This window comes from Anabaena sp. EIM26 (assembly GCF_057568715.1).
This window is the reverse complement of the sequence record NZ_JBWNLG010000003.1, coordinates 36950-51505: the sequence shown is the minus strand read 5'-3', so window position 1 is coordinate 51505 and position 14556 is coordinate 36950. Positions and strand designations below refer to the sequence as shown.

The 14556-nt window shown below is 35.1% G+C and carries 12 protein-coding genes; 7 read left to right on the top strand and 5 right to left on the bottom strand.

The genetic code is table 11. The annotated features are described in order from the left end of the window. Positions 1-7: 7 nt before the first annotated feature. From AC012T_RS27330 to AC012T_RS27310, 5 genes are all read left to right on the top strand, one after another. Positions 8-856 (top strand): hypothetical protein, encoded by an 849-nt coding sequence (locus AC012T_RS27330; RefSeq protein ID WP_487067377.1) that lies wholly within the window; start codon positions 8-10, stop codon positions 854-856. 67 nt (positions 857-923) lie between these two features. Beyond that, positions 924-1523, top strand: a complete 600-nt coding sequence (locus AC012T_RS27325) for a hypothetical protein (protein ID WP_487067375.1) — start codon at positions 924-926, stop codon at positions 1521-1523. 100 nt (positions 1524-1623) lie between these two features. After that, positions 1624-1941 carry a hypothetical protein gene (locus AC012T_RS27320; protein WP_487067373.1) on the top strand — a complete coding sequence of 106 codons (318 nt, stop codon included), beginning with the start codon at positions 1624-1626 and terminating at the stop codon, positions 1939-1941. Beyond that, complete coding sequence (locus AC012T_RS27315; protein ID WP_487067371.1) at positions 1938-2306, top strand: aspartyl protease; 369 nt, start codon at positions 1938-1940, stop codon at positions 2304-2306. The genes AC012T_RS27320 and AC012T_RS27315 overlap by 4 nt, the downstream gene beginning before the upstream one ends. A gap of 114 nt (positions 2307-2420) precedes the next feature. After that, positions 2421-3083, top strand: a complete 663-nt coding sequence (locus tag AC012T_RS27310) for a Uma2 family endonuclease (RefSeq protein WP_487067369.1) — start codon at positions 2421-2423, stop codon at positions 3081-3083. A gap of 59 nt (positions 3084-3142) precedes the next feature. Here the strand turns inward: AC012T_RS27310 and AC012T_RS27305 are convergent, their stop codons facing one another. Genes AC012T_RS27305 through AC012T_RS27295 form a run of 3 tightly spaced genes read right to left on the bottom strand, consistent with a single transcriptional unit; the run spans position 3143 to position 10376 of the window. Further along, positions 3143-3928, bottom strand: coding sequence for a hypothetical protein (locus AC012T_RS27305; RefSeq protein WP_487067367.1), 786 nt, complete (start codon positions 3926-3928; stop codon positions 3143-3145). Positions 3929-3972: 44 nt separating this feature from the next. Continuing rightward, positions 3973-5967 carry a hypothetical protein gene (locus AC012T_RS27300; RefSeq protein WP_487067365.1) on the bottom strand — a complete coding sequence of 665 codons (1995 nt, stop codon included), beginning with the start codon at positions 5965-5967 and terminating at the stop codon, positions 3973-3975. Next, positions 5910-10376 carry a hypothetical protein gene (locus AC012T_RS27295; protein ID WP_487067363.1) on the bottom strand — a complete coding sequence of 1489 codons (4467 nt, stop codon included), beginning with the start codon at positions 10374-10376 and terminating at the stop codon, positions 5910-5912. Before AC012T_RS27295 ends, AC012T_RS27300 begins: the two co-directional genes overlap by 58 nt. 45 nt (positions 10377-10421) lie before the next feature. Between AC012T_RS27295 and AC012T_RS27290 the strand changes: the two genes are divergently transcribed. After that, positions 10422-10952 carry a hypothetical protein gene (locus AC012T_RS27290; RefSeq protein WP_487067361.1) on the top strand — a complete coding sequence of 177 codons (531 nt, stop codon included), beginning with the start codon at positions 10422-10424 and terminating at the stop codon, positions 10950-10952. 180 nt (positions 10953-11132) lie between these two features. On the opposite strand, the gene AC012T_RS27285 is transcribed toward AC012T_RS27290, so the two are convergent. Together AC012T_RS27285 and AC012T_RS27280 are read right to left on the bottom strand one after the other, a co-directional pair. Continuing rightward, the gene (locus AC012T_RS27285) at positions 11133-12629 is read right to left on the bottom strand and encodes a relaxase/mobilization nuclease domain-containing protein (protein ID WP_487067359.1); all 1497 of its coding nucleotides are present in this window, start codon (positions 12627-12629) and stop codon (positions 11133-11135) included. A 252-nt stretch (positions 12630-12881) separates the two neighbouring features. Then, positions 12882-13283 (bottom strand): plasmid mobilization protein, encoded by a 402-nt coding sequence (locus AC012T_RS27280; RefSeq protein ID WP_487067357.1) that lies wholly within the window; start codon positions 13281-13283, stop codon positions 12882-12884. Positions 13284-13987: 704 nt separating this feature from the next. Between AC012T_RS27280 and AC012T_RS27275 the strand changes: the two genes are divergently transcribed. After that, a complete protein-coding gene (locus tag AC012T_RS27275) occupies positions 13988-14512 on the top strand; it encodes a hypothetical protein (RefSeq protein ID WP_487067355.1) in 525 nt (174 codons plus the stop codon). Positions 14513-14556 lie beyond the last annotated feature (44 nt).

Sequence of the window (14556 nt, the reverse complement as noted above, 5' to 3'; positions counted from 1 at the left end):
AATTTGTATGTTCCAAAATAGTTATTCCGACACTGTTGCTCAATTGTTTAGTTATCAAGAAGGGGCAAAGAAATTATCTCCAGATAAATGGCCTAACTATGAGGAATTAGGTATTACTGCTGAACATATTCCTGAGTTGATCCGTTTAGCAACTGATGAAGATTTCTACACCATACATCATAACGAGCTTTTATATTATGAAAGTGGTTTATTGGAATATGCACCAATTCATGCAATACGTATATTAGGAAAATTCCGAGTAGAAGCAGCAATTGAGCCGTTAATTAGCTTATTATCCAAACTTGATGACTTTGATTTTAATAATGAAGTATTGTTCATTTTGGATGAAGAATTAAAAAATGTTTTGAGTCTGATTGGTTTACCTGTAATTCCGGCACTTTCTACTTATATTGCTGATGATTCTCATGGGGAATTTCCTCGGATTACAGCTATGTTAACTATTAAAACTATTGCCTCTATCTATCCAGAGTCTTACCAGCATTGTGTTACTTCTTTATCTCAATATCTAGAATCTTTTAAAGACAATGATTATGAGTTTAACGGTCATATTATCTGGGTGCTTTCTGACATGAATGCAATAGATTGTTTACCTTTAATAGAACGAGCTTTTCAAGCAGGGTGTGTTGATGAGGATGTGATAGGAAATTATGATGATGTGCTTGTCAAATTTGGTTTAAAGGATATCACAGATATCTCTCCTAAAACCATAAAAACGACAGGTATGGATAACCCCATATCTTTAAATTTTACTACTTCCTCTAAATTTAAACAACTTGAGAAACTGAATAAAGCACAGCAAAAGAGAGAAGCTAGAAGAAAGCGAAATTTAAACTAATTGGGAAAATAAGTGATTTAGATAGCATACGAAGTAAGGTAGAATCGAAAATAATAAGGTAATACAAATGGCTTATAGTGATTTTACATTGAGTAAATTTAAAAAGAACTTCCATATTCATATTGATGAAGAAATGGATTTATTTGCTAATATTGAACCTATCCAAATAAGTGAACAACTTAAAAATAGTTTAGAAGAAACTACTGAATTGGCATTAGCAATTAATACTGAAAAAGCACGTTCTGAAATGATTATTACTCCTATTTTATTAGAGGTAAGACGTAGGGCTAATTCTCAGATTAGTTTATTTTCAGGAAGCGATTTTAATGTTGATGTTGAGAAAGGTTTAAATGGTTATTGTGATTTTTTAATTAGTCGTTCTAAGGAACAGTTAACAATTAACGCACCTGTAATGATTATTGTAGAAGCAAAGAATGAAAATATTAAAGGTGGTTTAGGACAATGTATGGCAGCAATGTTAGCAGCACAGTTGTTTAATGAACAGGAAGGTAATGAAATTAAAACTATTTATGGGGCTGTTACTACCGGAGATATTTGGAAGTTCTTGAAGTTGGAAAGAACTAATGTATTTATTGATTTGAATAATTATTATATTAAGGAATTAAACAAGATTTTGGGCATTTTGTGTCAAGGAATTCAGGGTTAAAATTTGACCTCATTTATCACTGTGTTCCCAGCAATTAATCTAAAATAACGGAAATGTTTTATAATAGGATGAAGACAATAATTTTGTTGAGGTAAAAAATATGACGCAAACTCCATCGGAAAGAATTGTCAGACGTGGGAGAGTGTTTCCTGAAATCCAATGGACCCAAGAACAGAAAGCTCAAGATAGAGCTAGAAGACAGGCATTTTATGAGCGTTGTTGGGTAATTTTTGAACGGTTAAAGCCAGAAATACTAGATAAATACTCTGGTTGGTACATTGCTATTGAACCTGATAGCGGTGATTATTTTATTGATCAGGATCAAGAGGTAGCAAGTAAAATGGCCAGAGAAAAGTATCCTCATGTTATTCATCATATTTTTGGCATTAATGAAACAGGAGTTAGTGGCAGAATATGATTGAGGGAAGATTTGGAGATAAAGGTCAAATTTATTTTGAAATTGATTTAATCGGTGGGGATAATTTCAGTTTTCCTGTAGAAACAATGTTAGATACAGGATTTACTGAATATTTAGCTATGAATAAACAAGATGTACAAAGTCTCGATTGGTCTTTTTTACGGCAGAATAAATTAAGAACTGCTCAAGGAGAAAGTGATTTTGATGTTTATAACGGTAGGGTAATCATAGATGGTCAAGAGTGCGAAGTTCCTGTATTTGCTGGAGATGAAATACAGGAAATTTTACTGGGTTCTCGGTGGCTGAAATTATGTATCTTAGCCGCTAATTATCGTGAAAATAAGGTTAATTTAGAATTAATTTAATTATTTGCTGTATGTTCACTCATTTAAAACCTGCAAGATTTAATTAGGGCTTGCTGAAAGAAAGTAAAAGCGTTGATAGATAAAGGTTTTGCCAAAATTAAATAGGAGTCCTATATGTTAAATTACAATATATTACATTGTTTACCTTCTTCAGCAGAATTACCAGATTCAGACGATACCCCAGTGGATAACGAACTACAAATTTTAATTCCCAACTTATTATTAGCCATCCTAGTCAATATTTGGCAAAAGCGAGATGACTGGTTTTTTGGTATTAATATGGGAGTTTATTATGCAGGAAGTAAACCTGCCATAGTCCCAGATGCTTTTTTAAGTTTGGGAGTGGAACGCTTTGTTGGTGAAAATGGACGTTCTAGTTATGTACTTTGGGAAGAAGACGGTATTCCCCCAATTTTAGCCTTAGAAATTGTTTCTCAAACTTACAATTACGAATATGAGCAAAAGAAATTAGATTATGCAGAATTAGGCATTTTATATTATGTCATTTCTGCCCCTACACGCCTATGTCGGAAACGTCAACGTTTAGAAGTTTACCGCTTAGTTAATGGTGAATATATTCTGCAACCAGGGGATAAAATTTGGATGCCAGAAGTAGGTTTAGGTATTGGTAGGGAACAAGGAACTTATCAAGGTAGAACCAGGGAATGGTTATATTGGTATGACGAAAATGGTAATAGATATTCTACCCAAGAGGAAGAATTGCAAGCTCTTTTAGCTAGGTTACAAGCAAGGGGAATTGATCCAAATACATTGTAAATTCTTAAAACTCTTTATTAATCAAGGTTTTGGATTTATTGATTAAGTCATAAAATCTATTACTCTCCTAACTCTTGTTCTTTTTTAAGTAATTGATTACTTTGATTATACTCCATTATCGCTATCAGTTTAAATTTTTCTATTTCCGCCTCTGTTAATTGATTTGTAGTAACTTGAAAATGAGCATAATTTGTTTTCCTAACAGCATTTAAAGCAACCTCGGTTTCAGAATATAAATGTTGCTTTCTTTTCAGTATTAAAATTTGCTCCTCTGTCGCGGTAATTTGTAGTGAAGCAGTAAATTCATCTGATTGATAAATCCTAATTTCTCCATCTTCACTATCTTCTACTAAACTTCCTTCGCTCATTAACCTTGCCATTATCAGAGGAATAACATATAATATAATGTCTTTGTCATATATTTCTGTTTTGTTTTCTTCTTGTTCATCTTCCAAAACTATAATCGAATCATAATTGATTTGAGTGAAATTATCTTGTCCATATTCCGTTGTTTTATTTCCAGTTAAATCATCTACGAACATTACTGCTGATTCAGGAACAAACTCTGGATTTTCGACCTGTATTTCGTCTGGTTCAAATTCTATTAAAATAGATTCTTCTACTGTTTTTCCAGAATTGAGACTAGCAATAATAGATGCCAGGGTTTTGATAGCATCGTTTTGTTCTTCAATACTTACTATTTCTGTTGATGGAATTGATTCTAATTCATCGTAACCAACATATTCGAGAAGTTGGCTGAACATATAAGCAGTTTTAGCAGGGGAAATATCGGGTGATATTTTGGTTGATTCTTCAGTGAGTATAGTTAAAGGATTAGTTGTCATAAATTTATGCCAATGAATTGAATAAAAACTAATTTGATTAAATATTAAACTTGAAGATACTGATTTTTGACTGATGCCAAAGATTGATTGATGTTATTGTTAATTTCCTCAAATACATCAATAACTTCAGCCGATATTTGACTCTGATTAATTTGTCCTAATTTAATATCCAGTAAAACAGTTCCATCTTTTTTTATAATCGTTAAATCTTTATGAGAGTTATTGATTGAAATTAAGTATTCTTTACCTTGTACTATAACGTTTCCATTATCTTGAGGAATGCCAAATACATCTCCCATTCGTTGAGAAATTTGGGTAAGACGATTGATAGAATGTAATTCTTGGAAGTCATTATTCATTGCTAAGACTGCTTTTTCTGTTAATTCCGCACCTGATTTAAATTCACTACCAACCTCTGCAATTCGCTGAATATATTCTGCTGACTTACCCAACTTTTGTGCAGTCAAATACCAAGTTCTTAATTTTTCTAATGTTGTTTCTTGATCCTGAATAGTTTTATCAGCAACTATCTCTTTTTGAACAATGTTGGATGAGGAAATGGGTGTAGAGTTAGGCAACTTTAGCCCATGAGATGACATCACAGATGATGGCTGTGTAGGTACTGGGGAAGATATTTCTGAAGCTGTTGGTGTAATAGATTCTGGTTTTTGATTGGTAAGCGTAGTATCTTGTTCTAGTTTGAGTGCGCGTGTGTACCCATCATTGACAGCTTCTAGCTTATATCCTTGTGTTTCTAAATATTGTTTTACCAGTTGGTCAGTACCAGCAGCATTACCCACTACAAAAGAACTTTTGGAAGCGATCGCTTGATCAATTAACGGTACATAATGTTTATTGAAAGTTTCCAGAATTTGTTGTTGAGTAACACCCCTCCAAGGACCAGAACCTGAAACCATAATTGTGTCATTAGCTGAGTACACACCTGTATTTGCGCGATCGCTCCAAGCTTGTTGATAATTGCGAGTGCTAGAGGGTGTTTCAGGTGGTGCAGATGACATACCAATGAATTGAGTAGCTACTTCAGCCATTGCCACATCCTTTTGCATATGTGTTGCTACAGCAGTATTCAGGGGTTGGAGATTAGTAAGTGGGTTGGAAGTTTTGGGGGAAGTAGCAATTTCTTGGCCAGAATCTGGTGTAACTAATGACTGTTCAAGTTTTGCATTTGGGAAAGGTAGGATTTTACCGTTGACATAATCTCCCAGCGGTTCCATGTTCAGTCCCCACACTTCCGGTTTATCCCTAAAAGTGGTGAGTTCTCGACTGCTGTGTTTTTCCATTGCTGCCCATTGTTGCTGGTATGCTGTATCTGCAATCATTTCTGGGGTGATGCGGTATTGTTTACCTACTCGAAAGGCAACTTGTTGGGAACTAGATTTAGCGATGGCGCAACGCCCGCCGGAAGCGATTGCGCTTCGCGCACTGCCGGAGGCAATCGCAATATCCCCCTCCTTAAAGCCATAAGCTTTATACGGTTCATAAGTCCTGGTTGTGTGACATCTACCATATCCGCGCATAGCTTCAATAGTAGTGCTGACGGGTAAAGGATTGGTTTCACCGTGCATTTTTAGAGGAAACACCATTTGCACAGGTTTACCCGAAATCACAACATCCTTTTCTTTATGTTTAGATACGATAGTGGCATTAGGTACAGTTTCAGCAATGATTGTTTGTACCGTTTTCCAAGTTTCTTCTTTCTCTTGTTCTGTTTTACCTCCAGCTAATCCCGAACCTAATCGCTCTGGAATATAAATAGCTAGATTGTTATTAGTAGCATACTGATTTACTTGATTAAGTCCTTGTTTTAATGCTTCAAAATTAGTTTGTCTGACACTAGTACCATAATTATACTGACCAGCTACATTTGCTACTATTAGTTCACCTGCTTTTGATGACGACACTTGTACAAACTGCACATCTCCTAATTGCCAATTTTCTTTTTTCAAATATTCTTGTTTAACTATTGGCCACTTTTGGGCATTGCCGCAGCTAGTCCTGCCCCCATTTTCTTCTGACAATTTACTTGCTGTACAATTATTCCTGTTTGTATTTCCAGAATGTCTTGTTTAATAGTATTATTAACAAGTAATACCTGAGCTACTGCGGATATTGGTTGCTGATTTTCAGAAATTAAAATTGTTTCTTCGGGTGTAACTGTAACAGGAATTGTTGTTGTAATTGATTCCTGAAATTTATCTATTTGTTCACCTACTATATATGGTCTATTAGGAAGAGAAATAAGACGTTGATTGTAAGCACTATTTGTCCCATCAGCACTTAATATTTCTCCAAACTTTGCCTTCAAAGCATCGAAATCATCATTATTAATTGTATTGCTAACCAAGTAAAATACAGACATACCTTTTTTAGTCTCTAGCGGTACATCCTGTCGAGGTAAAATATTAAATTCGATATTTTTAGATTGCAACCAATTTTGTACTAATTCTGTTTTATGGTTATCTACCGTCATTCCTATTAAACCAAGTACCTGATCTTCCTTAGCAGAAAATAAGATTGTGCGACGTTCTTTGATTTTATCAAGTAACAAACCACTGTTTTCCAGCATCATCTCTTGTTTCGTTACTGTATTTAATTGGGAATTATCTTGAAAAGCTTGAGATTCCTTTGTCCAAATTTGGGGATATTGTACTGTGCTGGGTTCAATATTAATAAAAGTGTGAGAAAAATTACTTTGTAATGTACAATTTACAGAACCTTTTTGACCATGTTTAAGCACTCCCAAATTTTGCAGTGCTTCCTTATCTTTTTTATAGTGAAGAATTCCTAATAATTCTCCATTTAGAAAAACAGCATCCCTATTTTTACTGGTTGGTACTTCTAAACTAACGCTTTTATATTCTTCTCCCGTAAAAACGTGACCTTTAAAATCATAAACATTAATTTTATTGATTTTTAATAAATTGCCATGAGGTGATTCAGCAATAATAAAACCACCTTCATTTTGACTATCACCAATAGATTTTAATTTAAGTTGTAGCGGATTCCCATTCGCTAAATAATTTATTTTTCTTAATTCTTGAATTGAATCATTATCCAATTCTCCTAATGTTTGACCAGCTAATTTAATTTTAGCTGTGTCAATAGGAACTGGTACATTACCAATAGTGAGTGTGACTTGTTCATTATTGAAAGTCTTACCTGCATGAGAAAATTTACTAATTTCTCTGATAGTAATGTTGATTGGTGGTTGTGATGGTAAATTAATAGTTGCCGTAGCTGTATAAGATTCACCTGGTTTAATATATGCTTGTGCCTGAGTACCAATTGCTAACTTGCCTGTTCTTTGTTCCAAAACAGCAAATTCTTTGTATTTTTCATCATCATCTTTAACAAATACCAATCTAGAATTATGTCTTTCATGTCCTAGAGGATAGCGACTGGCTTGTATTTCTATCGAATATTTTTCTTGAGGATTCCATTCTTTACCAACAAAATTATCTCCTTCCTTACCAATTCCTAATACTTTAAGTTGTGAAAATTGTAATTTATCTAATTGGCTAACTATTTCCTTGCCAAAAGTTGCAAATACAAAGTTAGAAACTTTCTTACGAGAGTTCAAACTTGAATTATCTCCTTGTTCTAATTCATCTTGTCGAGAAGCTGATATATTCCATGTTGCGGCTGCGGCTGGTAATTTTTGGTCTTCAGGAATTAAATTATAGAAATTTTCAGCAACAGCATAAGCTTCTTGAAACAGTAATTTTATTTGACTTTCTCTCAGTTCAGGTTTCAGTTCAACTAATGTTGCTCCCTGAGTTATCATTCCTGGTTTAAGTTTATAGTCAATTACAGATTGTTGACTAACTGTTCCTAGTTTGCAATATTTAGGTTCTCCATTTTCCGTTTCTCCATCAATTTGCGCTATTGCTAACAAAGTATGGGGACGTTGCAAAGACCGATATTTTTCTGGAATTTCTTCTAAACGAATATTGAGTGTAGAACCTTTCCAAATTCCTGGATGTTCGTAGCGAGTGAGATTAGTGATGGTAATTTCTGTACCATTGCTTGTTTTGACAACAGCATAAGGTCCTTGTTCAGTTTCTCGACGTTTATTCAATCTGGTAGCTACATTGAATTTATCATCAAATTCTTGTTTGGTTAATATAGCCTGAAATTTTTGTTGAGGAGTAAATTCTACACCTTTAAATAAATCTTGAAATTGGATAATAGGACGTGATTCTAAATGAGATGCTTCAAAGTATTTATTAACTTGGTTTATTAGTAACTCTACTGGTGAATAGCCAGTAGTAGTAATACCTTCCTTCAAGTAAGCAGATGAAGATTTTTTATCTTTAATATAATTAACATCTCGATAAAGATAGCGTTTATTTTCAGCTATTACTTCCATATCAGGCTTTTTGGCACTTTTAAATAAATCCACCGCAATTTGATTTTGGAAACAAGCTGCTTCAATCATTTGTCGGTACATATTGCGATTAATTGCCATTGCTTGTTCTATCACTTGAGAATTTCTATCTTGAACAGATGCAAGTTTGAGAAATTCCTGCATTTGTTCTCTGTATTCTTCCCTTATGACTTGAGGATGGTTTTGATTATTTTCTAAATTGATTAATTTTTTATAATGACTACCAACTTGGTCTAAATATTCTGTTTGTTGTTGAGAATTTCCATAGGTAATTAAAATTTCTATTTCTGATTCTAAAGCTTCTAATGCTGTTACATGATTATTGATAATACCAACACTGATACCGTCACTGATATGAATAGCGATTTCTTCAAATTCAGGTTGTGTACCATCTTCTCTGTAAAAAGATTGCTTTTTCAATTTGACTGTGGGAGCATAAGCATTTTCACGCAGGTTTCTGTATTCAGCTTCGGCGGTAAAATTAGGATATTTACTGGCTAATTCCACACCAATACAGTCACCATCAAAGTCTCGACCTTGACGTTCTGATTCGGTTTCTATGGGGTCTAATTCTTCGGTTTCAATACCTTGTGCTTTTAGGGATTCAATCCTAGCTTGAATGCGTTTGTGGTCTTCATCATTGACCACGATAATTCCTGCCAAGGGGTTGCCATCTGGTCCTAAGTAATCTTCAATATGTTTGTTGACGGAAACGCATAAACCATTAGCATTGAGGAAGGGGGAGCGAAAGTTGAGAATTTTTTCCCCCTCAGCTATCCAAGGCACAGAAATCTCACCATTTTTAAGTTCTTTGGAGGGAATAATCATTCCCCGGTCAAAGGTGAGGACACGACCAAGGGCAATATCTCGCCATTCATTTTGTACAAACCGACTAAGTTCTTGTTTAACTTTCTCAGTTTCTAATAGTTGGTTATGGCCAAGTAAGTCTGCTTTGATAATTTTGTACATTAACAAGTCATCTTGTTCAGATTTACCATCTTCTTCCGGTAAATCATCTGTATATAAATTTTCATCTATCTTAGGGTCATCAGTAGATAATTCCCCTCTCTTATTTACTAATTGTTCAGTTTTTTGCTGTTCAATAAAAGCTTTACGCTTTTCGTATTTTTCGCAATATAACTGTGCTACTTTTCTAGGGTCTTGTTGAATTTCTGCAAGTTCTTGGGCTTGCTTTTCTAATTCTTCTGCAAAGTCTTTGATACCTTGGGGGAAAGAAGCCAGTAGTTGAGAAATGGCAGTTTTACCTTTTTGGGACTGTGATTTTTCACCTAACCAAATCGTTTGATTGTATAAACCTGGTTTGATTTGGGGTTTTATGGGTGTAGATGGGTTATCTTTATCCGTTCCCTTGAAGCTAGATATGGGGATAATGAGGTCAATATTAGGTTTATTTCTATAATCTGCGTATTCTATTTGAGATAAGTTTTGAGGTCTTAGTGTTCCTTTACCAAAACGAAATTTACTGTCATCTCCATCTCTTTCTCTCCAACCAAAGCGGTGTTGAATGACAGCGTAACTTTGATTCTTTTCTTTATTACTTTTGGTTATTTGGTGGTATAGTTGGGTTGAAATCTGCCCGTAGCAATCTCCAACCAATTTCCAAGCATCTTCATTATCTAGAATTCCTCCGTTTTCTCCAGTGGTATCATCTACCACAAGAATGTTTAGCCTTTCATGTATAGCATTTTGGCAAGAACCTAAAAATATAGAACCGTAAGCACCTCTGTCTTTACGATCTGGACATAATTTTTCAATTACTTCTAAACATTCTTGTGATCCATAAAGTAATCGTGTTTTGGATGACAATAGCAAAATTTGATTATCTGGATGGTTCTTTAGGTCTTCTCCTGTTGTATGTTCATCCATTTGACCAAAGGAGAACTCTTTATCAGGTAAGAAAAACTCCAGTAGGGTGTTATCTAATTTCTCAGTTAGAATTGAGTTTAAATTCTGAGTATCTCCATCAGTGTGTAACCATTGGTTTAATTTTGTGTCAAAGTGTTTGAATATGAGTGTCATATTATAATTTGTTTGTATCTGTGGATGTAAAACGAGGATTTTACTATGTCAAAGCTAAATCGTTGGCTGTATTTGAATAGAAAAAAGGTTAATACAGACGGAAATTTGAACCCAGATTATATAAATGAAAGATTAACCAAAGGTATTAATCAAGAGACAATTGATGATTATGCTTTGACTCTTAAGGCAGAATATGAACGATTGAAATTATTAGATGAAACAGAACCTGAACCTTGGATAAATTACACTGCTTATGACTTTTTCACAGAAGAAGAGAAGCAGCAATTTAATGGTGATGGTTCACTGAAACCGGAGTATGTAAAATATGCTCATAGTATTGGTATTAGCGTTCAATCGCTGGAAGAAATGGAACGTCGTAAAAAAAATGAAGTTGACAATTACAATAAATTGTCTGCTCGATATGCTGAACAGGGCATCAATTTTGGTGAACAGCAGATGCAAGCAAGAATTACTGATAACAAAACCTATTTACAACGCAGGGAGCAGATGGAAATAGATTTGCGTAATTTCGAGGATGTTGATACTCTGCCCTTTGATCAAGACACACGATATTGAAACAAACTGAAATTAGTAACTTAGACATCACAGATAACTACTAATAGTTCCCTCAAATTAGATTCTAAAAGTTACTTCAGTGATGGTGCTAGTGAAAAAAAGTAGAATTGGAGGTAGGTTTTATTTTGTGTTTTATATCATTTGATATAAATCTGAAGCATTGCTGATAAAACCATAAAGTTACTCCAATTCTCCTTTATTTTCTGGTTCTTGCTGCTGCTTGTGATTCAATATCAACTCTTTGAGTCTCTTCAGTATTATTAAATCTTCGGATGTCAAACCTTTGTCTTTGCTTTCAGCACCATCATGGAGGGGAATTTCTGCAATTTCTTCTCCACTTTTGCGTCGCAGTTTGAGAATATCTCTCTCTAGTTCAAGGTCGTAGTATTTTCCTGAATATGTTTCAGGTTGCCCTGCTTGCTGCCAGAACAGGCGGATAATGGGGTTGATGCTGTTAGCGTAGTTTTTTGGTTTAGTACCCTGCTGGTGTGTGATCAGGGATGGTATTACATCACCTACGAGGCTGGAAGTTTGGCTATTTCCGTCTACAGAAATTGTACTTCTAGGCTCACTGTCAAGAGCATTTTTTGAAGACTTTCCTGAAGCGATTGCCTTTGGCAATGCGCTCCGCGCAATCGCTTGATTACCTTCGTTGCTATTTGTATTAACTAACGGTGCAGTAGTATCTTGATGAGCTTTTGTTTGTACGTTGTCTGTTGTGAGTGAAGCGATAGTCTCCGGTATTGCACTACTTTCTGAACCAGTTTCCTGTCCATGCGTAGTTTTATCAGTATTCGCTAATGCTATTTCGGTCTCTGGGGACAATGCTGCCATCATTGTTTCTACAGCAAGTGCTGACATTTCAACCTGTTTTTGACCACGACAGGAATGTATTGCAGGTAAGTCTCGTTCAGGGTTGTAAGATACGCCTCGTTTTTTCTGAAGCCCTGGAAAGCTATATGCTGAACCTAATTTATACCCACCAATTTTGACATCATTCATTTCAAAAGCGATCGCTTCTTTAAACAACCCCCCGGTACTAAACTGAGGATGAACCACAACACCTTGTTGCTGAAGTCTTTGTATCAATTGGGTAACAGTTGGTTGGTCTTTCGTAGCTGCATCAATGATGTCTGCTAACAGTTGGGTAATAGGGGGTTGATTGGAAGAGTGATGTTTCTGTTTTTGGGTTTGAGAATGGCGATCGCTAACCGTTGTTTTAAACCCACTCTCCTTTTGAACTGTTTGAGCTACTCTGTCACTGCTACAAGATACCTCCTCTAAACCGTACTCTTTTTCCAATTGTCGTAATATCACCTCACTGCGGCGATAATCCCAGGAATCTGGTACAACTGAGCCATTCATACGGATACGTGAAGCAATGATATGAATGTGTTCGTGATTGGTGTCATGGTGACGGGCAACAACGTACTGGCTTTGATTTAATTCATCTCCCAAGAATTTCATGGACTTGAGCCAATGCTGGGCAATTTCTGTGTATTGCTTATCCTCTAAATGTTCATGATATTCCCCTTTGTTATGGGATACATCGCGGTGAGGAATAGAAAGAATGACATGAGCGCAAGCACGTTGGAGATTGGGGCGAAATCTTCTGGCTGCACCAAACTCTCTGGTTAGTTGTATGGGTGTAGTCCCACCCATATTGCTGTCAAGCATGGTAGCTTTTTCCTTCCCCAGTACATATTTTAGGGTGGAGCGAAAGCTGTGATTTTTAAACTGTTTGCCAATCAAGGGGGACTCCTCTCAGCAATGTCTACGACGGGTTATGTAGGGGTTAGCTAAATACTTTGTTGGGATAGTGATTTGGGAAAATGTGGTGAATTTTGGAGCGTTCGCTGAAAGTGGGCGTTCCGCTATCACCTCTGGTAGTGCGTGAAGCACAATCATCTCCGTCATGTCTTTGACCAATCAAATAATTTCTTCTGATTCATCAACTTTCACCCCGCATTCCAGCAATTGCATTTGTGTTTCCTTGATGGATGTACGCAGGGATTCTACTAAGTTTTGTAGCTGCTCAACATCAAAAGTTACTGCTTGTCCTGTTTTTGATGCGTTAGTTGCTGCTGTAGCTATCTGGTTAAGATTCACCCCAATAGCATTTAATTCTGTGTACAACTTCCAATTTAACTCAGGGGGAGGGGGCAATTCTACAACACGCCGTCGAAATGCAGCACGTCGAATAAATTCTGTGATACTCACTCTGCCTTCTTTTGCTTTTTGTTTAAGTTGCTCGTACTCATCAGCAGCAAAACGAACTGAAAGCCTAATTGTTCTGATAACTCCATCAGTTCTCTGAGTTTTTTTTGGCATGATGATTATTTCCAAAAAAACTGTTTCATCTCAAAAATGCGGCGAAAATACTATTTTGAGTGGTTGATTCCGAGTATAACGCATGCACAAAACATGGCTTGCGTCTCACCGGGAATTAAGGCAAACACAATTAAGGTATAATTTATAACATATAATTATACCTTTCAAACCTTTCTACTGTAGGTATTTCAAGGTTATTTACTTAGTATGTAAATTAATATACAAATGTATAGTCCTTACTGAAAATTGGCTAGGATTGGCTAGGATTGGTTGCTTTTTTGCCACCTAAAAAGTTTATTTAGTTAATTTGTACTATTAAATTATCCATCAAGTGGCTGGGATTGGCTAGGATTGGCTAGGATTGGTTGGGATTGGCTAGACTTACTAAAATAAGTATTATTACTCGTGATAACAGAAGTACACAATAATACTTTTGTAACCTAATTGTTTTCCATTATGGTCTAAAATTTTTTGTGTTTTAATTTGTTTATTTGTTTTTAAGAGTGTTTGCATAGAAATAGTAATCAAGTTATATCAAAAATTATATCTGTTTTATACTTTTTGTTAGTTTTATATTCATACCTGAATGCTGCAATATAGTTTTTATTATTTATTATATTTTGTGATACCAGATACCTTACCTCTATCAATATTGGATATTAATTAGGGTCTAAAAAACATAAAAGATAAATGGAATGACTATTATGGCAGAGCAAAAATTTATAACCAAGAGACTTAGATTTCAATTTCGAGAAAATACCCTAGACGGAATATTGTTGAATTATTTGGTCAATTATCCCCATAAAAATTTTGATGAATTAGTATGGAAAGCAGCTCGAATATGTTTTTTGCCATTAGCTTATGTCAACGTAAATGGAGTTGATGATAATTTATTGAAGGAAGTAACTTTATCATCATTGTTTGATTGTTTAAATCATTGGAATTATATTCAAATAAAGTTAAATTTTAATTTACCCTTGTCTCAAATAATTCTTCAAAGTATGGACAGTTTTAATAACGCTTTGATTACAAACGATTCTGTAATAAAACAGAATTATGTTAGTTATCAAAACCCAATAGAACAAATAGTTACTAATAACACAACAGTTCCCCAATCTCCAGAAACTGAGCTACACGATGACTTTTGGGATGAAGATGTAGAGGTACAGATGGAATTAACTGATGAACAAAAGGCTGTCAGACAGGATATTCGTTCATTATTTGGATAAGCACTATAACTAAATAATTTAGCTACTTTCTGAATTCATACTTA